This is a genomic window from Paenibacillus sp. NPDC056579 (assembly GCF_042793215.1).
GTDB lineage: Bacteria > Bacillota > Bacilli > Paenibacillales > NBRC-103111 > Paenibacillus_S.
Map to the genome: position 1 here is coordinate 55,478 of NZ_JBHTVD010000011.1, position 18,497 is coordinate 73,974.

An 18,497-nucleotide genomic window follows, 5' to 3' on the forward strand; every position below is an offset into this window, starting at 1 on the left:
TCAGTTACACACGTCGCAGCTCGACGATTTTATTCTCCGCCCGCGACCGGTCGGCCGCAAATCCGATCAAATGCCCGTCGATCGACTTCTCCAAAGCGGTCGAGGATATCGATGGCTCCGCGCCTCGCAATACTTTGACGAAATCCTCGGCAAGACGCAGATCCCCTCCGCCGTGCATATCGTTGGCCACTCCAAGCTCGATGCGCTGCTCGGAATAAATGCGGCCTTTGCGGGCATCGGGATGGCGGATGATGTAGGAGCCCTCCTCGAGCTCTCCCTGAATTTCTCCTTTGGTTCCGATAATGTGAATAGCTCGGCCCGGCTTGGACACGCCGCCGGTCATCACATGCGTCCCCGTGCTTCCGTCCTCGAATTCGATAATGACGGTCTGATGATCGACCACGTCGTTATCGCAATGCCATACGCAGCGCCCGTACGGGCTGTCCGTCCGCAGCGATTCCGCCAATTCCTCGTCGCTTGCTTTGACCCCCAAATGAGTATTGTAAGAAACGTAAGCTCTCCACAGTCGCTGCTCAATGTAGTTTTTGCGTGCGGAATACGGACAGGATTCCTCTATCGCGCAATCGACCAGACATCGGGTACCTGCCCCTTCAGGCGCATTTTCCGGACGGAACTGCATCAAGCTTCCGAAGCTGCCGACTCTCGCCGGCCGTACGTCGCCCTGCATCCAGGTTATGATATCCAGGTCGTGGCAGCTTTTGGCCATGAGCATCGACGAACCGCTCTTGCCTTTGTTCCCCCACTTTCCTCTTACATAAGCCATAGCCATATGGTGGTAGCTGACATTCTCGCTTGTTGTCACGCTGACGATATTGCCGATCACCCCGTCGGCGATTTGGCGGCGAATCGATTCGTAGAATGGCGCATAGCGGAGCACGTGACAGATCATCACTTTTCTGCCGTTGCGCTCAGCTTCTTCATACAGCTCCATTACTTCATCCTCGCTCACGCCAATCGGTTTCTCGAGCATGATGTCATAACCGGCTCTAAGCAGCGGAATCGAAGTAGCTACATGAATATCATCCAACGTGCCGTTAATGACGGCATCGGCCATTTTAGGCTGGCGTACAAACTCCTCGAGATCGGCGTAGCAGCATTCCTCCGGTATGTCGAAGCGCTCCTTGGTTAGATTCCTGCGCTCGCTATCCGGCTCGACGACGCCGACAATTTTCATTTGTTCAGGATGCTGCTTTGCATAAGACGCGTAGATCAGGCTTCGATGTCCGGCTCCTACGATAACGACGGTAACAGGGCTATTTTGTTCAATATGATCTGACATCGGATTGCTCATTTTCGTTTCCCCCAGATTGTTTAATAGGTGCTGGTCGCGACTTCATCATAATTTGATTTTATTGCCTTGTAAGCGCATACCCCATTGCTTTATAATACCTTTAAATTACCACGTACCCATCGGAAAACGAATGTCCGAATAGTCGCATTACTTGTAAAAATGTGTGATTCAGCTTCTCATTATCCACTGCCATCCATAGGGAGGACGCATATGAAATCCAAAGTGCTTTCCGTTTATTTCGGCTCAAGAGCATATCCATCTGTTAGAGAACTGCACAGGCACGAGTATTGGCAGTTGGAGATCGTTACGCAAGGCGCAATTCAAAGCACCATGCTCGGGGAGGAGCACTCCCTGGACATGGGCGATATGCTGCTGGTTCCTCCAGGCTGGGAGCACGGGTTTACATATAATCCAAATGGCGCCTCTTGGCTTACTTTAAAGTTCGAGCGGGAAGATGACGGCTTTCCTGTATGGGGAGGAACGATTCACGGAAACCAGTTCACCAGCAGGCTCGTCTCCTCCTTCAAGACGGTCATTCATGATTCTCCTTACAAGAGCTATGAGGAAGCATTTGTTAACGGTTTTCTGGATACGATGTTTCACTACGTTCAGTCCGACGATTTCCACAAATCGGACGATACCTCCGAGCTGCTGGTCAAGCTTGTTATGGATCAGGTAAAAATGCGCAACGGCAGAGCAATCACGATCAACGAGCTTGCCGAAGAGCTATCGTATACGCGCAGCCATTTATCGAAGAAGTTCAAGGAAATAACCGGGGAAAGCTTAAAGTCTTACATCGACCAAGTCCGAATCCAGAAGATGGAGGAGCAGCTCCGCTACAGAGAGCAGAGCATCTCCGAAATTGCCGCCGATCTTGGGTTTAACGATATCTTTTCATTCTCGAAATTTTTCAAAAAGCATACCGGCGAAAGCCCGAGACAATTCAACAGAAAGTTTGCCTCCTGGCGCAGTTAGCAGATGGAGCAAGCTGCAAGGGTACCCGGAGGGGGGCTCCTTCCATGCAGAGATACCTCACCTATCCCCATTAGCTTTTCGTCGGTTGCCTTACATTGTATACCCTTTTAACGAAAAAACCCGGCTTTTCGGCCAGGTCTGTAAGCTATGGTTGATCATTAAGCATATCGGATTTTCCCGATAGTTTTATGGAGTATGTAAAAATAATCATTGCCGCACCTAACATGGCGCAAATCATGTACATTAACGGATACGAGGATATATCCGCCACGGGCCCCATGACGACTCCGCCGAGCGATACGCCCAAATCAGCCATTGCCAGAAACAGCCCAAGCAGCACATTGCGATTCGTCTGGGACAGCTTGAAGGTCAAATAGGTTGTGAGGGTAGGATGCAGGAGTGCTTGAGCGATTCCCATCATGACGGCACCTGTATATAAAAAAGCAGCGCCGCCTGCGGCAGAGAAGCTTATGCTTTGTGCGGAAGCGGTCTGAATAAGCAGGATCCACATGATAAATGAGGAACGCCACTTGCCGTCCGACGGGATTTTTTTCATCAAGGCAACTCTAACCAATACAACGGTACCAGCCTGAAGCATGAGATACACCCCTGCATTCGCGCCATCGATCTGAGCGGCATACAGCGGGATAAAAGCCGTAACCGAACCCAATATAACGGAAGCTGAGAGCATCAAGACGCTGCACCTGAATAAATGTGGATTTTGGACAAGCATACGGAACGAATTGAATATGGCTGCTCCCTGCTCCATCCGGGCTGAAGCAGATCCGTTCTCGTGCTTGTCTATTCGGACGCTGAAGCCAACCGCTCCTGTAAAGATGGCTATGGCAATCATGACCCAGGCAAAATAATTCGTATCTCCCGCCTGCCAAATACCCAGCGCAAGCAGGGGGCCAACAATACCCGGCAAATAGGAGCATAAGGAATACATGGAAATCCCCTGCGACCGATCCTTGTCCGGTAGGGAATCAATGATGCCCAGCTGCAATGCCATCGAGAAAAAAGCGGTACACACCCCTTGCAGTATACGGGCGACGAAATAGCCTCCCAATCCGGTAACCGTATAAAGGAGCAAGGCCAATCCATTGACGACCAGAATCGTGCGCAGTACTTTGATCGGCCCATACTGTTGAATCTTGTGGCCCGCCCACGGACGAAAGAACATGGTAGTCAGCAAATACGCCCCCATGATCAAGCCGATCGTTGTGTTGGTCGCACCGAGAGATTCAACCTTTAACGGAATCATGACATTTAATATGGAATTTGCGCTAAAATATAAAAGAGTTAACAAATATAATCGTACAAATGGCCAAGACAAGGCTCCTCTCACACCGCGATCTCCTTCCTCAAATCTCTCGGCTGTCTCTCCGCAGCTAGGTAATGACCATCTGCAGCAGCTTCCTTGCATACGCAGATTGAACGTCTCCAAGCTGTTCAACCTTAACCGTTTCTTCGATCCGGCCTTTGCGGATGATCATTAGACTGTCGCAAATATAGGCAGCAGCCTGAATATCGTGGGTGATGAAAATGTACCCCATGTTGTACATGGTTCTCAGGCTTTTTAACAAATCGAGCACTTGAAATTGAACGGATCCATCCAAGGAGCTGATGGCTTCGTCTAATACTATCAGTTTCGGCACCGTACAGACGGCTCGGGCGATACAGACCCTCTGAGCCTCTCCTCCGGACAGCTCATGGGGATATTTACTGCGATAAGACGGATTCAAACCGACTTGATATAATAACAGATCGATTTGGCTGTGCCCTTCGGCTTGTTTTTGCTTTTGCAAGCGCAGTGGCTCCATAATAACTTCTTCCACGGTATAGAACGGATTCATGGAGGAAGCATAGTCTTGAAATACGGCGCTGAGGTTCCCCGACCTTACCTTGCGGTCTTCAACCGGTTTTCCTTCGAACACAATAGTTCCTCGGTCCGGCTTCTCTATGCCAAGGATTAATCGGCCTAATGTCGATTTGCCGCTTCCGCTTTCTCCAATAATGCCGAGACATTCCCCGTGCTTGCATTCGAAACTGATATTGTTCAATACCTGTTGTCTGCTCTTAGAGAATAGTCCGAAATGTGGATAAGATTTCTCAACATTGTCAACGCGCAGCAGCATTAACACCCCCCATGATGCGCTTAAAATGTTCGGTTAGCGCCTGCTTCGTAGACACCAGATACCGAGTGTACTCGTGCCGGGCTTCTGAGAAAACGGCATCGGTCGTCCCTTTCTCTACAATGGCTCCGTCTTTCATGACTACCATTTCGTCAGCCAGCTTCCTGACAACAGCCAGGTCGTGCGAAATGAAGATCATCGAGCAGCCCATCCGATCCCGAAGTTGAGTGAACTGCTCCACCACTTCGAACTGCGAGATCGAATCGAGTGCGGTCGTCGGCTCATCGGCTATCACGAGGTCCGGCTTCAATACGATCGCCAGCGCTATCATGACCCGCTGCAGCATTCCTCCCGATAACTGGTGCGGATATTTATTCATAATATCGATCGGATGTTTCAGCATGACGCTTTCCATGGCATGCTTCATATTCGTTGTTATTTCCTCACGGCTCCACCCGTAATGCTCTACAAGGGTTTCTTTAAGATGCACTCCGATAATGCAAGAAGGATCAAAGGCACGCATGCCGTTTTGCATAATCATGCAAAGCTGTTTTCCTCTTATTTTCCTCATTCGTTCTCTCGGAAGATGAGTTAAGTTCTCCCCATTGAACAGAATGTCTCCCGTATGGCGGATCCCCGGTTTATTTAATCTCATGATCGCCCTGCAGGTCATCGACTTCCCGCTGCCGCTTTCCCCTACGATAGCCAGACTGCTTCCCTGTTTTACGTGGAACGAGCTATTAGGAATGATAACTTTGCCGGTACCGCTATCCCAAACCTTCAACTGGTTGACTTCCAAAATATTCGTCAATGATTATGCCACCCCATTTTCTTGCAGCTTCACGGTTGAGACGGCTGCGGCGTCTTGGTTCTTCTGAGGAAAAGCCATTAATTTAGGATCCAAAGCCGCTTGCAGCGCATCCGACAAAAAGTTCATCGCGGACACGACGACAATGATGGCCATGCCGGGCGCCAGCATAAGCTCCGGTCGAGAGAACATGACTTCCCTCGCTTCATTCAGCATCATTCCCCACTCTGCATTCGGAGCTTGAATTCCTAATCCCAGGAACGAAAAGCCCGATATGTGCAATATCATGGAGCCAAAGGAGCTGCTGGCTAGGACCGCTATGTCGGGTAGAGCGACAGGCACAAGGTGCTTCCACATGATGTTGGCGTCGCTGCCCCCGATGGCTTTGGCGAATTTGATATAGTCGGACTGCGCATATTGCATGACGGATGTTCGGATAATACGTGCAAACCATGCCCATTTCATCAGCGCAAACGCAATCAAAATATTTCCAAGGCCGACCCCCAAAATACCGATGACAGCAAGCGTCATGACATATCCCGGGAACGAAAGCATCACATCGCAAATCCGCATCAAAATAGCGTCGGTTTTGCCTTGGTAGTAGCCTGCGATAAAGCCAAGAACCGCTCCTATCGATACGGACAGAATGAGCGCAACGAACACCCATAACACGCTGGGGCGGATTCCATAGATCAATCTGGATAAGATGCAGCGCCCCAAGTGATCATTGCCTAGGAGATATCCCCATGAAGCAGATGCAAATCGAAGCTCCATATGGACCTCCTCGGGATCATGCGGTGCAAAGAACGTGGCGAAGATCCCCGCCACAACGGTCATAGCGATGATAGAGAAGGAGAAAGCGGCCAGCCTGTCATTCAGCACATGCTTTAAAAGTTTCATTCAGTAATCCTTTCTTAGCTTAGGATTCATCGCTGCATTGATGATATCGGAAACGGTGTTGAACAAGACGAAGGCTACGGCCAGCACCAGAACGTACGCTTGGATCATCGGAAAGTCCCTGCTCAGAATGGATTTGACACTAAGCGTTCCTAGCCCGGGCCATGCGAATATATTTTCGACTACCACCGTGCTCCCCAGGATAATCGGTATCGCCATGCAAAATACGGAAACGGCTACCTGCAATGAATTTCTCAGGATGTGCATCGTTATTTTCTTTTCCGTCAAACCGCACGCCCTTGCGTACAATACATAGTCTTCTTCCCGCTGGCTTACCATCGAGCTTCTGACAATACGAAAGTAAATACCTGAGTAGCTGATCACGATGACACTTACCGGTAAAATGTAGTGTTGGTACGAGTCCATTCCACTTGTCGGCAGCAAATCCAGCTTCACGGAGAAATACCAGATCATCAACGCTGCAAGTCCATAGGACGGCACAGAGGTCAGGAAAAAGGAAACGCCTCTTACCGATTTATCGATCCATTTGCCCTCCCTAAGTGCACAGACTACGCCTAACATGATGGACAGAACTATAATCGCAATCACCGAAACGAACGTCAGCTTCAAGGTGTTGAGAAAGGCAGGTCCGAGCAATGTCCACACGGGGGTACCCGTGACGTATGAATTTCCGAAATTCAGCTGAACGCTTGCAGCCAACCAATTTAAGTATCTTTTCATAAACGGTTGGTCCATGCCGAGCTGTGCCCTTGTCTGAGCAATCAATTCGTCCGTTATTGCCGGTACACCCTGTGCTTGCAGTACCGCTTCGGCCGGATCTAAAGGCGATAGATTGATGAGAACAAACGTAATAAATGAAATGAATAAGAGCAAAGGGAGTGACAACAATAACCTGTTCGCTATGTATCTGGCCATAGAGATCTCCTTTACATTTGACGCTATCTTATGCTCATTCGTTCAAAAGGCAGCTCGAACTGAGTTTGCTTAAAGGAGATTCCTTGGATAGCTTTTGAAGCAACTACAGTTACATTGCCGTTCGTAATGGGAATAAAGACGGCTTCATCGTGTACGATCCTCATAATATCTGAATATAACGATTTTCGGGTGGATTCATCCACGGACACCATAACCTGATCGATCTTTTGGTAAAGCTCATCGGCTCTGGCAATGCCGCTTGTCGTATGCAGGTAAGAAGACTTGGATGTAAAAGCGGCAATAGTGCTTTGTGGATCATACGCAAGTCCCCAGGTTTGATTAAATAACAGATCGTAGTCGCCGGAAGTTCTTCTATTCGCAATGGAGCTGGACTCCTCACCGGACAGCTCGAGCTGAATTCCTATTTTCTTTAATGAGTTTTGAATGAACTCGGCCTGTGTTTTTTGCGAGGAAGAGTTGGTATCGTAATAGAGCTTCATCGTCAGCTTGCTGCCGTTCTTCGTTCTGACGGCTTGACCATTCTCAAGCTTCCACCCGGCGCCGTCGAGAAGCTTTGCTGACGCTTCGAGATCGTAGCTTCGCTTCTTCAGATCGACATCCGCATAGTTCACGTTGGCTGAGAATAAGGTGTGTGCAGCGGATTCCGTTCCGCTAAAGATTTGCTTGCTGATCGTTTCGCGGTCAATGGCGTGCCAAATCGCTTCGCGAACGGCTGTTTCATGTATAGGCTGATCCCGCTTGCCGCTATTGGCAACAATCATTTTCGTATTCATGGCTTTGCTTCTAACGATTTGATAATCACCCGATTCCGCCAGCTTATTCATGGCTTCTACATCAAGACTGTCCGTGCCGCGATCATCGGTAAATATGAAGTTAACCTCGCCTTTTTTCAACGATAGAAAGGTCGTCTCCCCTGCAGGAAGAACTTTGGCCGTTACTTTCTTTATTTTCGGCGGACCGCCCCAATAGCTTTCATTCGCTTCAAACACGGCATACTGATCTACTTTATGCTCGGCGAGCATGTAGGGCCCAGTCCCTTTATAGCCGTTGACTCCGTTTTTCGTTTCACCGCTGATAAAGTTTTTGGGTGAAATGAACACATAAGGCCTGGTCATGGACAGCTCGACCAACGTCGGATAGTACGGCTCGGATAAAACCAGCTCAACAGTGTACTCGTCAAGCACGTTGCAGCTTACGATTTTCGTCGACAGCTTGATCCAGGAATGCTTGCTTGCATTGCTTTGGACGGCATCGATATTTTTCTTGACCGCCTCGGCGTTAAAAGGCTCCCCGTCGTGGAATTTGACATTGTTACGGAGATGAAAGGTATACACTTTTCCGTTGTCCGAGACCTTCCAGGATTCGGCAAGCAGCGGCTTGATTCCCTCCTCCGTATTCTCAATCAGCGATTCGTACACCATGCCTTGAGCCGGCATGGATCCCGGATATAAGTGCGGGTTCATGTCGTTGATATCCTTCGCTGTGGCGTAGACCAGCTCTTTTGCTGCAGCCGTCCCCGTAGTGGCGACGTTTCCGTTATTGCAGCCGACCAGGAATGCAAGCGAAATCATCCAAGCTAAAACAACAAACCTTTTTCTAGACATGCAGCAACCTCCGATATAAAAAATAAGATTATATAATAGTAATTATTACTATTAAATCCCGTGGATAATCATACCATAATTTTGTATGGCGTCAATATGTTTACTTTTCTTTTTTTGCGGACTTGTAATAAAAAAGCGCCGACAAGCTAGATTTCAAACTGCAAAATATAATTCACGAATAGTGAGGCGAATTGTCTCGTTGAATTCGTAGGAGGTTTTTTCCATAATAGTTGCTTGGTATCATTTGTGGCATAGTACTGTTACTCATTAGATATATGTTAATTCCTTGCGACTAACAAATGCCGGTTGCTGGAAATGGAGCCTTATGTTCATTCAAGCATAGGGTTCTCACAAAAATCTCTCAAACTTTAAAAGGCGTTACTTAACACGTTTATACGGTGCCCCGTTAAAATATGTGAATGTAAAAAATGGCTGTTAAGCCTAGACGTAAAAAAGAAACCCAACTTTTTCAAGAAAAAGTGGGTTTTTCTACAGTGTGCATTATTCCCTTGAGGGAGTCCGTACCTCACGGTTTACATCGAGTCATACCGCTGGAACAGCATCAAAGGCATTTTGAATATGAAGGCAACGACGATAAAGATTCCGATTATCATGCCAATGATGACCAGCACGCTGCTAAGCGACAGCCCGCCGATACCCGTGATGACGTTCGCGATGTTGCAGCCCGGTGCAATCCGTGACGATACTCCCATCAACAAGCCGCCGCCGATGGCATAGGGCAAACGGGAAGAACGCGGGAAACGGATTTTGAAGCTTCCGCTCAGCAGTGATGCCGCAAGCGAGCCAATGACCAGGAAGATCACGAGCGTTTCTTCCGGCCCCAGACCGACCCGGGGGAAATCGGCAAACAGCGCGTTCAAATACGTGTTGTTGAATACGACATCGTCTCCTAGCAGCTGCGCCAAAGCAACGGCTCCGATACGCGTCTCCGGACCGGTAATGCCGACATTGGACATGAGCGCGAATTGAATCGTCGCGACGACGCCGATCAGGAAGGCCACCAGCCGAATATCCCAATGCGATTGCTTCAGAGGATTTCTCTCCCAATCCGTAAGCGACTCCTTCACTCCGCCCCAAAATCCGGACGCGCCGTACCGATAAATGGCAATGAGCAGCATTCCGGCCACAAGGACAACGGGAATTACCCAGTAAGGGATCGGCAAGGTGTACAGCGTATATCCGTTCTCAACCAGCGTTAACGGTTGCAGGATATCCCTCGCCCACGGGTCGTAAAGAAAAGCGAACAGCAGATTGCCTGCAATTGCAAACAGCAGCACGATCCAAAATTGCACATACCCCATGCCGCATCGGTACAGCGTACCCGAACCGCAGCCGCCCGCAATCGTCATTCCGATTCCGAACAAAATGCCGCCAAGCAGGTTCGCGCCGCCGAGCGGTACGGTCCAGACGTCGGACACTTGTTTGATGCCGAGCGTCAGCACAAGCCCCCATCCGAGCAGAGCCGTGGCGATCAGAACGAGAACGCCGTTCAATATCCGGTTATCTTTTACGCTGATCCAGTCGCGAATGGAGGCAACGAAGCAAAAATCCGCCTTCTGTAATAGAAACCCGTACAGGAACCCGAAGACTGCGGCCAGTATAAAGACATCCAATGTGTATGCCATCGGTCTTCCCCTTCCAGTTCAGTTCTTATATTTTTTTAACGAAAATATGATATTGTCCGTTCTTTTTGGCCACGCCGAGAAACTCTCCGTATTTGTTCATTTTTACTGCAGCCGGGATCGTCTTGGTCGCGATCGTATGATCCGTAATTTCAACGACAATCTCGCCCGGCTTCGCCCGCTTCAGGCCGTCCAACGCCAAATTCAACGTATGCGGGCACACCTCGCCCACTGCATCAACGGTTATATCGGCTTTCAGTTCTAGTAATTGCTGTTCACTCAAGCTCATGGGGTAATCTTCCTCTCCAATTGGTCTAGGGTAATTTGCTCAGTGATATGCTCACGGCCATGGGCTACCTTGCGCTCTTCCAGCTGCCACTGCAGCATGCCGCCCAAATAGTTATGCACTTTCTCAAACCCGTTTGCGCTGAAAAATATAGCGACCTCCAGGCTGCGCCGCCCGCTCCGGCAAACGAATACATACTCCCGATCCCGGTCGAGCCGTTCGATCAAATCTACGATCTCGCCCATCGGGATGAGCGGGATGCCCGGAATATGGGCGGCCTCGTACTCCTCCGGCTCCCGTACATCAATGAAGATAGCTCTCCGCTCCGGGTCTGCCGCTAAAGAAAGCAGCTCCTGCGAATCGAGATGAGAAATATTTTCTATGATCTGTGCCATGGCTCCGCTCCTTATTTGACGGCTTCCGTGTCAGCCGCATTGCCCCATTCCGCCCAAGAGCCTTCATAAGGACGAATATCGGAGAACCCGAGCAGTCTCAATGTAAAGTAAGTATGGGACCCGCGCACGTTCGTTTGGCAGTATGGAATGACCGTTTTATCTTGCACGATGCCGATTTGATCGAATGCGGCTTTCAAATCTTTGTAGCTTTTAAACTTCGGCACGCCGTCCGCACCGCTCGCGTCGATCGAATCGCTCCATTCTTTGTTGACCGCTTGATCGATATGTCCGCCTTTCTGGGAACGAACATCTTCGCCTGTGTATTCCTTTGCGGAACGAACGTCGAGCAGCAGGCACTGCTGTTTGTTCAATTCTTTGATCTGATCTTTGGTCGTGACCAGCTTATCGTTCGGTTTGGCGATAAAATTGCCTTTCGTCACCGCCGGCTTGTCGGTCGATACGTCTTTGCCTGCGGAAGCCCAAGCTGCGTATCCTCCGTTAAGCACCTTCACTTTGTCTTTATGCCCGTAATATTCCAGTGCGTAAAAGACGCGTGTTGCGTTCAGCGCATTCCCCTCATCGTATAGCAGCACGGTCGTGTCGCTGTTTACGCCGAGGCTTTGGAACAGCTCCGTGAACGGCTCGGTCGCCAAGATCGTATTATTTTTGGCATCCTTGAGCAAGCCGGAGTTTAGCGCAATCGCACCGGGAATATGACCTTGCTCGTAGCCTTTGGAGCGTACGTCAAATATTTTTACATTGCCGTCCTTCGCATGCTCTTCCGCCCATTTCACATCCGCGAGCAGCTGTGCGTTCGGATACGTATCGGACGTTTTCACCACGGCAGCCGATCCGTTAGTCTTGGCGTCCCCTGCATTTACAGAGACGGGTGCCTCTTTTTTACCGCAAGCTGCCGACAACACGGCCACAGCCAATAAGGTAACGGTAATCCATTTGCTTTTCATTGATGATTCCCCCTACTAATTTGAAAATGAACGATTGCTTTCCATCACGATTCCACTGTATAATATCATCAATTCCGATAGAAATACAATGATTTTTTTGCGGACCATGAAAATGATGTTCAAGTTAGGAGAGCCTGCAATGATTACGTACAAAAAAGGGTTACTTGTTATCGCATCGTTAACCGTGCTGTTAAGCGGATGCGCCCTGGAAACGAAGCAAGAGGCGGAACAGCGCCTGCAAGGAAAGACTGCTAACGCTGAAGGATCGGCGGCAGCCAATCAGCCGGCGGCCGGCAAATTGACGAGCATCCAGTTCTATGTCCCTTCCGAGAAAGAGAACAGCATCTCCGTTATCGATGTCGTCACCAGCAAGGTGGTCGGGAACATCCCGGTGTCGGAATCCCCGTCGACCGTCATCTTCTCGAGTACGATGCGCGAAGCTTATGCGGCCAACCAGCACAGCAGCACCATTTCTTTCATCAATACGCAGACGCTGAAGGTCGTGAAGGAAGTACCTGTCGGCCCTATGCCGCACGGCATGGTGCTGTCCCCCGATAATAAAACGTTATATGTCGCTGCCGTAGCAAGCCAGTTTGTCTATCTCGTCGACACGAAGGAAGGAAAAGAGGCGGGAACAATCGATCTGGGCACTGGCGCCAAAACGAACTATCTTTCCCTGCTCGGCGATAAGCTGTATGTAAGCGATCATGAGAACCACAAAGTATATATTGTGAATGTGAAAACGAAGACGGTCGAGCGCACCATCGCTACCGGTAAAATCCCGCGTGCCGTCAAAGTGAGCGACGACGGGAAAAAGCTGTACGTACCGGCTGCCGGAGACCACGCCCTGGAAATTTACGATACCGCCGACGGCAAGCAGCTCGGCAAAATCGACGTGGCTGACGGAGCGACGGATGTCGTCGTAACCGATAACGGACAGACTGCAATTGTCACAGGAATGGAAGGCAGCGCCGTTACTTTTGTCGACTTGCAAAGCAATAAAGCGCTGAAGACGATAACCGGCCTTCCGGGAGCCAAGCATATTTCGTTCAACCGGCAGCAAACGAAAGCTTACGTGACGCTCAGCGGCTCCAATCAGGTAGCTGTGATAGATACCGAGAAGCAGGAGGTTGTCGACCGGATTACCGTCGGTACACAGCCTCATGGGATTCAGCTTAAAGCGCTGCCCGGCATCGGCGGCAGCTGCTAACCGCAGGCGGGGGAATGGGTATAATGCGAAATCGGATTATTGTCATCATCATTCTGTTATTCATTGGCGTAACCGTATATTTGAATGTATTCCAAGTCAGTGACACAGCGAAGCCGGCGGATACCGGGCCGCAAGCCGGCTATCTGGCGCCATCCTTCGAGCTGGCTTCGCTCGAAGGGCAGCCGTATCACGTAGGAGGGACCCGGGACAAACCGCTGATCTTGAACTTCTGGGCTTCGTGGTGCGGACCTTGCCGGCAGGAAGCGCCGGATTTAAAAGCGCTGTACGATCAATATCAAGATCGGATCGACCTTTATGCCGTGAACGCAACGCATCTGGACACGATTGCGGATGTGAAGGACACCGTCAAGGAGTTCGACTTCCGGTTTCCCGTCCTGCTCGATCCGAAAGGAGACGCGACCGGACCGTACCAGGTACGGGCTATTCCTACAAGCTTTCTGATCGACAAAAGCGGTAAGGTCGTCGACGTGTTGTACATGTTGGACCGCGAGCAGTTGGAACAAAAGATAAAGAAGCTGATAAGCGATTGATCAGCAGTCCCTGATGCAGGATAAAAGAAAAGCACCGGACAATGTCCGATGCCAAGATGAGAAATCCGCTGCCTCCGGCGATATCTACACTTACGATGATAATTTCCCTACGGAAGCAGGGTTTGTTGAAAAATCAAAGGCGATAACGAATATTCAGTGGGGTATGCCCTTTCCGACTAGTTTGTCAAAAAGATCGGACAGGAGATCCGTTATTTCCAGAAATGATGCTGCTTTTGAAGTGTGATCGGACCGAGAGTCCGTTATTGGATTATTTTAACAGGGGAAAATGTGTATATACGCAAAATAAAGGACCTGTAGTCCGATCAGCCTGCAAATAGAGGCATTTTTGGTAAAATAACGGATCTGCGGTCCACATCAACTTGGGCAACACTCTCCAACGGAAGGGATCGTCAACGATTGGGACTCGCTTAGGGAGCGGTGAAACGGGCACAGAGATATCGCGATGAGGGGCTACCTCCTTAACGTTGCGTCCATTGACCGCTTTCCAGCGACAAATTTCCTGAAAACTAGAGCTGCCGCCTATAATAAAGTGCATGCAATGCAACCTGCTACAGCTCTATATCAAAAAGCATATCGGTGTAGTAATAGCAAGGTCCTGGTTCACTAGTATTCCGGGTCGCAACCGGCAATATATAAGCCTGCAGCGGCACGCCGCTTTGGTAAGCTTCCACCTCAACTTCGTAAACTCCTGCCGCCAGCGTCAACTCAACCTGCTGCTCTTTAGGCGCCCTGTGATAAGCAGGCATAAAGTGGGGAGCATGTTTGCAATCGATTACGACCTCCCCGTTCAGCTTGAGCGTTATGGGACTATTCGCCGCTGCGATCAACCTCACTTGCCGATCAGACGGATTATGGAGCTTCGATACAGCCCTGTATCGTCCATCTCCATCCATTCCGACCGCCTTATCCCATGCAAGACGGTTCCCGGAGAAATCAGCTTCAATCCCATCGCTGCTAGAAGGCCCCCATACTATCCAGTGTGAAGAGGCAATCAGGGTAAACGGGACCTTCTCCGCTGCCCATACCACTTGATCGTGAATTCTTGTCCAGACCAAAGCAAGCTCATGATAAGCTCCTGCAGAAGAAGACGAACCAATCTCGGCATCCCATTGCGTACGTTCATTCGGCTGCATGACCGTCTCGAATGCATCCGGACCCTTCCACCCTTGCGGCAGGTCAAGCGAGAGTTTTCCTGCGATGGCGGTCAGCGAGCGATTGATTAGAGTGAAATGCAGTGTTTTCGTCTGATTCTTACCTATAGCAGGTCCTTCCGGGCCGTACTCGATGATCAGCTCAAGTGAAGGGCTCTGCACTGTTCCCCGCGGGAGCAAATATTGATTCGAGGTTGGAGTCCTGTCCCACAGCTCTCTAACTTCTTCCAAAGTATGGTAATGCCTATCCCATGTGCTTGGTTCATTGGGGTGAACCGTAATACCTGAATCCGATGCAGCCAGGACCTGTTTCCCCATACGAATCGTGCGGCGGGTTAATTCATCCAGATTCCTAGGTGCGGGGAACCCTTTGATAGGCGGGCTGACGACAACCCGGTCACCGACAGGCTTCACCCATTTGTCCGGGAGCCCGTCCGGACCCAGCAGCATGCCTAATATGGCACCTAGCGTAGCTGCCGTGCAATCCGTATCGTAACCGCAGTTGACAGCCTTCAGAATCGCATCTTCGAAATCTGTGCCGTACAGCCACCCCAATATCGTAAACGCGATATTTTGCGGTGCATCGGTAAAATTGTTGCTACCGTGCCTTTCCAGAATCAGCGATCGGGCCTCCGTCCAGCTCTTCCCTTCCTGATGCCAGCGGATCAAATCTTGTACTGCTTTATAGGTCCGACAGGAAGCAGGAATGTACTGCAGGCCGATCTCGATCAGACGGTCGCGATCCTTCTCGAAGAATACGGCGCTCTCAATGGCGGCGAAGAACATCTCTCCGTATACCCCTTCTCCGCCCGCGTGATCGACGATAGCATCCTGATAGGCATAATAAGCCGCCTTTTCCGGTAAGCCTGGAGAGATCATGGCCCATATTTCAGAACGGATAGGAGATCCCATACAATTCGTGAACGGATTGTTGAACGAACCGGATAATGGAGGAATCAATCCTCTTCGTAAATTGGTCAGCGCGTAACCGTATTCGTCAAAAGGGAAAAAAATGTGCTCCAGCCATTCCTGTCCCAGCTCTCGAGCCGTCAGCCCGGGGCCGTACTGTTCCAACGCGTGCAGCCAAACCAGCTGAAGATCAAGATCATCGTTCTCGAGCGGTCCGTCCGGCAGCTTCGGATAGAACGTCAATGCCAATAGATCCTTAACGCCCTCTACCGGCGCGCCGAGCGTCCCCCCTATATTTTTGCCCAGCCAGCCTCCGTATACAATCCGATAATAATCTAGTTCGTTTAATACATTTAATTCTTTCAAATATACCGCCCCCTTCAACCGTTTTCAGTTATGATATAATCGACGTAAGCCTAAACCGATTATAAATTTGCTTTTTGCCGGAGGCCATTAACGCGATTAAGATGTTTCCCCAAAAAATAGGAACGGGAGTCATTTCATGTATTATTCAATGTCGCGATTATCCGTACTGGACGTGAAGTGGGCCGATCTTTTCGATGTGAATACCAACTCTTCGTTTTTCGATAAGCATTATAATCCGTACTATGAGCTGATCGTCGCGGCAGAAGCAGCGGTACATTTGGAAGCGGGCGGAAGCCGGATGGTCTTGCAAGCCGGGGATTCGCTATTGCTTGGACCGTGGGAGCAGCATAACGGATGGAATCCGGACGTACGGCAGGGCAAATTCTTTTGGGCCCAATTTTCCTGCAGTCCCGGACTGGACACTATCAATATAAATCGCTCCACTGAGCTTAATATTATCCATGCCGAACGAACCGAGCTGCGAACCGTCGAGATCAACCATGAGGATCTGCTCATTGTCCCCCGAATGTACAAGAACCAGAAGCGCTATCATCTGCTCAGCCGATTTGAGCAGCTTGTGGAAACGATGAGGAAGCCCCAAGGCTACTTTCGTTATCAAAGCACGCTGCTTCTCGCGGAAATGCTCGGTTTCATCGCAAGTGACTTTCTGGAGCAAAGCGATCTCGACACGGCTTTCCCGGTCTCATACTTTACCTTTCGCAAATTGGTCAATCATTTGAACAATTTCTACGAATCCGACATCACTAGAGAGAGGCTGGAACGGACACTAGACTACAAATACGAATATTTATGCCAAGTGTTCAAGAAATACGCGGGAATCCCTATGGTTCAATATATCCAACAGCTCAGGGTCCAGAGAGCCAAGCATTTGCTGCTTCATACCGGCAAAAGTATTCAAGAAATAACCATGGAAGTCGGGTATTCGGACCCGTTTTATTTCAGCCGCCTGTTCAAAAAGGTGGAAGGAGTCGCGCCGCAGCACTATCGCGACGGTAAACAAACAACGCTCCCCTAAGCAGGGAGCGAATGATTTCATCGGGGAGCAGCCGAGAGTCCGCTCCAGCGATTTTAATAATTTACAATTATTTACAGGTGATGCCATCCCTGAAGCCCCTATTCACTGCGTTGGCGTATCAATTTATTAAGAGTCCATAGGCTTCGTCGCTATTGGGTTGTACCTTGTTCAACCGCCAACAAATTCCTGACGGTCGCCCCTTCGAAGAACGTTCCTTGTACTCGAATATGCTCGTAGGGCATCTGAGTGTTGGCAATTCGCCACAGCATCCGGTCGGCAGCCCGATACCCCGTTTCCTGCATAAACAGCACGGGGCGCGTAATGTCGGGAACGGTGCTCGCTTGCAGGTTATCGATGAGGATGATCGACACGTCGCCGGGAATCTTGCGGCCCGCCTCGCTGCATGCGTAGAACAACCATGACAAATTCGTCCCATGGGAAGAACAGATCAGTGCCGTCGGATTGTTCCGCTCCAGATGGTTCTGGAACGTGGCAATCCACTCAGGATCCTTCGTTGAAATCCTAATAAAGTGGCTGCTCTCTTCCACCTCGATGCCTTCCTGCTTCATCGTCAGCTGAAAAACATCCCAGCGATGCTTATAGCCTCGGGTTGTCGTCGTATCCCCCACATACATGATGTTGCGGTGACCGTTCGCGATCAGGTAACGGACCGACTGAATCGTTGCGTCATGGATATCCCATATAATACTGTCCACTCGGGCTCCTACAGGCGGAAAATTTATCAAAACCCGCGGCAGTCTCAGCTCCAATAGCAAGGCCTCCAGCGGCTCAGGTATAAGCGGGGCGAGAAACAGGCCGTCCGAGTACATGATCCCCTCTTGATCTACCCATTCCTTGAACCCCTCCGTCGAAAGAGTCGCCGGCATAAAAGCCATATCTACCTTATGGCCCAGCTCGTGCATTCTCTCCTTCAAGCCAAGGAATAATTGCTGAAAGGTAAAAGAGAAATGCGAGGTCGTAACCATCAGGAAGCGCCTCTGCTGAATGGAAAGCCGCGGAATGCCTTCATACAGGAGGCTGCGCTCCTGATCCTTCGTTAAATATCCGAGCTCCTTGGCCAGCAGGATGACTTCCCTTCTAGTCGCCTCGGACATTCCGGGCAGTCCCCGCAGCGCTTTGGATACGGTATACACGCTTAACTGCAGCTTTTCGGCTAACATAGGCAAAGTGACAGATTTTTTTCTGGCCATAGGTTCACATGCCTTTCGTAATATAATCAACAAAACCTCAACTATATCATGCTTATCATTTATTG

Annotated in this window: 18 protein-coding genes; 5 read left to right on the forward strand and 13 right to left on the reverse strand. The window is 49.9% G+C overall.

Features of this window, described 5'->3' with window-relative positions:
- Positions 1–4: 4 nt before the first annotated feature.
- Complete coding sequence (locus tag ACFQ88_RS31350) at positions 5–1,312, reverse strand: Gfo/Idh/MocA family protein (protein WP_379460605.1); 1,308 nt, start codon at positions 1,310–1,312, stop codon at positions 5–7.
- A gap of 210 nt (positions 1,313–1,522) precedes the next feature.
- Between ACFQ88_RS31350 and ACFQ88_RS31355 the strand changes: the two genes are divergently transcribed.
- Positions 1,523–2,287, forward strand: coding sequence for an AraC family transcriptional regulator (locus ACFQ88_RS31355; protein ID WP_239634010.1), 765 nt, complete (start codon positions 1,523–1,525; stop codon positions 2,285–2,287).
- Between the two features lie 145 nt (positions 2,288–2,432).
- On the opposite strand, the gene cntE is transcribed toward ACFQ88_RS31355, so the two are convergent.
- The 10 genes from cntE to ACFQ88_RS31405 all read right to left on the reverse strand — a co-directional run bounded on the left by cntE (position 2,433) and on the right by ACFQ88_RS31405 (position 11,977).
- On the reverse strand, positions 2,433–3,635 hold the full coding sequence (gene cntE / locus ACFQ88_RS31360) for a staphylopine family metallophore export MFS transporter CntE (protein ID WP_379460607.1): 1,203 nt from the start codon (positions 3,633–3,635) through the stop codon (positions 2,433–2,435).
- Between the two features lie 43 nt (positions 3,636–3,678).
- Complete coding sequence (locus ACFQ88_RS31365) at positions 3,679–4,422, reverse strand: ABC transporter ATP-binding protein (protein ID WP_379460936.1); 744 nt, start codon at positions 4,420–4,422, stop codon at positions 3,679–3,681.
- Positions 4,409–5,233 carry a staphylopine uptake ABC transporter ATP-binding protein CntD gene (gene cntD, locus ACFQ88_RS31370; RefSeq protein WP_379460609.1) on the reverse strand — a complete coding sequence of 275 codons (825 nt, stop codon included), beginning with the start codon at positions 5,231–5,233 and terminating at the stop codon, positions 4,409–4,411. Before cntD ends, ACFQ88_RS31365 begins: the two co-directional genes overlap by 14 nt.
- 3 nt (positions 5,234–5,236) lie before the next feature.
- Positions 5,237–6,130 (reverse strand): staphylopine uptake ABC transporter permease subunit CntC, encoded by an 894-nt coding sequence (cntC, locus tag ACFQ88_RS31375; RefSeq protein ID WP_379460611.1) that lies wholly within the window; start codon positions 6,128–6,130, stop codon positions 5,237–5,239.
- Positions 6,131–7,063 carry a nickel/cobalt ABC transporter permease gene (gene opp1B / locus ACFQ88_RS31380; RefSeq protein ID WP_379460613.1) on the reverse strand — a complete coding sequence of 311 codons (933 nt, stop codon included), beginning with the start codon at positions 7,061–7,063 and terminating at the stop codon, positions 6,131–6,133. It abuts the gene before it with no gap.
- A gap of 23 nt (positions 7,064–7,086) precedes the next feature.
- Positions 7,087–8,688: a staphylopine-dependent metal ABC transporter substrate-binding lipoprotein gene (cntA, locus tag ACFQ88_RS31385; RefSeq protein ID WP_379460615.1), complete on the reverse strand. Its 1,602-nt coding sequence runs from the start codon at positions 8,686–8,688 to the stop codon at positions 7,087–7,089.
- Between the two features lie 533 nt (positions 8,689–9,221).
- Positions 9,222–10,334: a YeeE/YedE family protein gene (locus tag ACFQ88_RS31390; RefSeq protein WP_379460617.1), complete on the reverse strand. Its 1,113-nt coding sequence runs from the start codon at positions 10,332–10,334 to the stop codon at positions 9,222–9,224.
- Between the two features lie 25 nt (positions 10,335–10,359).
- Positions 10,360–10,620, reverse strand: a complete 261-nt coding sequence (locus ACFQ88_RS31395; protein WP_239634003.1) for a sulfurtransferase TusA family protein — start codon at positions 10,618–10,620, stop codon at positions 10,360–10,362.
- Entirely contained in the window at positions 10,617–11,012 is a 396-nt protein-coding gene (locus tag ACFQ88_RS31400) for a rhodanese-like domain-containing protein (protein ID WP_379460619.1), read from the reverse strand. The genes ACFQ88_RS31395 and ACFQ88_RS31400 overlap by 4 nt, the downstream gene beginning before the upstream one ends.
- Positions 11,013–11,023: 11 nt before the next feature.
- Positions 11,024–11,977, reverse strand: coding sequence for a sulfurtransferase (locus ACFQ88_RS31405; RefSeq protein ID WP_379460621.1), 954 nt, complete (start codon positions 11,975–11,977; stop codon positions 11,024–11,026).
- A gap of 139 nt (positions 11,978–12,116) precedes the next feature.
- Between ACFQ88_RS31405 and ACFQ88_RS31410 the strand changes: the two genes are divergently transcribed.
- Genes ACFQ88_RS31410 through ACFQ88_RS31420 form a run of 3 tightly spaced genes read left to right on the forward strand, consistent with a single transcriptional unit; the run spans position 12,117 to position 13,982 of the window.
- Positions 12,117–13,187: a YVTN family beta-propeller repeat protein gene (locus ACFQ88_RS31410; RefSeq protein WP_239634000.1), complete on the forward strand. Its 1,071-nt coding sequence runs from the start codon at positions 12,117–12,119 to the stop codon at positions 13,185–13,187.
- A gap of 23 nt (positions 13,188–13,210) precedes the next feature.
- Positions 13,211–13,738 (forward strand): TlpA family protein disulfide reductase, encoded by a 528-nt coding sequence (locus ACFQ88_RS31415; RefSeq protein WP_239633999.1) that lies wholly within the window; start codon positions 13,211–13,213, stop codon positions 13,736–13,738.
- A gap of 13 nt (positions 13,739–13,751) precedes the next feature.
- Entirely contained in the window at positions 13,752–13,982 is a 231-nt protein-coding gene (locus tag ACFQ88_RS31420; protein ID WP_379460624.1) for a hypothetical protein, read from the forward strand.
- Positions 13,983–14,307: 325 nt separating this feature from the next.
- Here the strand turns inward: ACFQ88_RS31420 and ACFQ88_RS31425 are convergent, their stop codons facing one another.
- Positions 14,308–16,185, reverse strand: a complete 1,878-nt coding sequence (locus ACFQ88_RS31425) for an ADP-ribosylglycohydrolase family protein (protein WP_379460682.1) — start codon at positions 16,183–16,185, stop codon at positions 14,308–14,310.
- A gap of 136 nt (positions 16,186–16,321) precedes the next feature.
- Between ACFQ88_RS31425 and ACFQ88_RS31430 the strand changes: the two genes are divergently transcribed.
- On the forward strand, positions 16,322–17,221 hold the full coding sequence (locus ACFQ88_RS31430; protein ID WP_379460684.1) for a helix-turn-helix domain-containing protein: 900 nt from the start codon (positions 16,322–16,324) through the stop codon (positions 17,219–17,221).
- 149 nt (positions 17,222–17,370) lie between these two features.
- Here ACFQ88_RS31430 and ACFQ88_RS31435 read toward each other — a convergent pair whose 3' ends face one another.
- Positions 17,371–18,432 (reverse strand): substrate-binding domain-containing protein, encoded by a 1,062-nt coding sequence (locus tag ACFQ88_RS31435; protein WP_239633996.1) that lies wholly within the window; start codon positions 18,430–18,432, stop codon positions 17,371–17,373.
- Positions 18,433–18,497 lie beyond the last annotated feature (65 nt).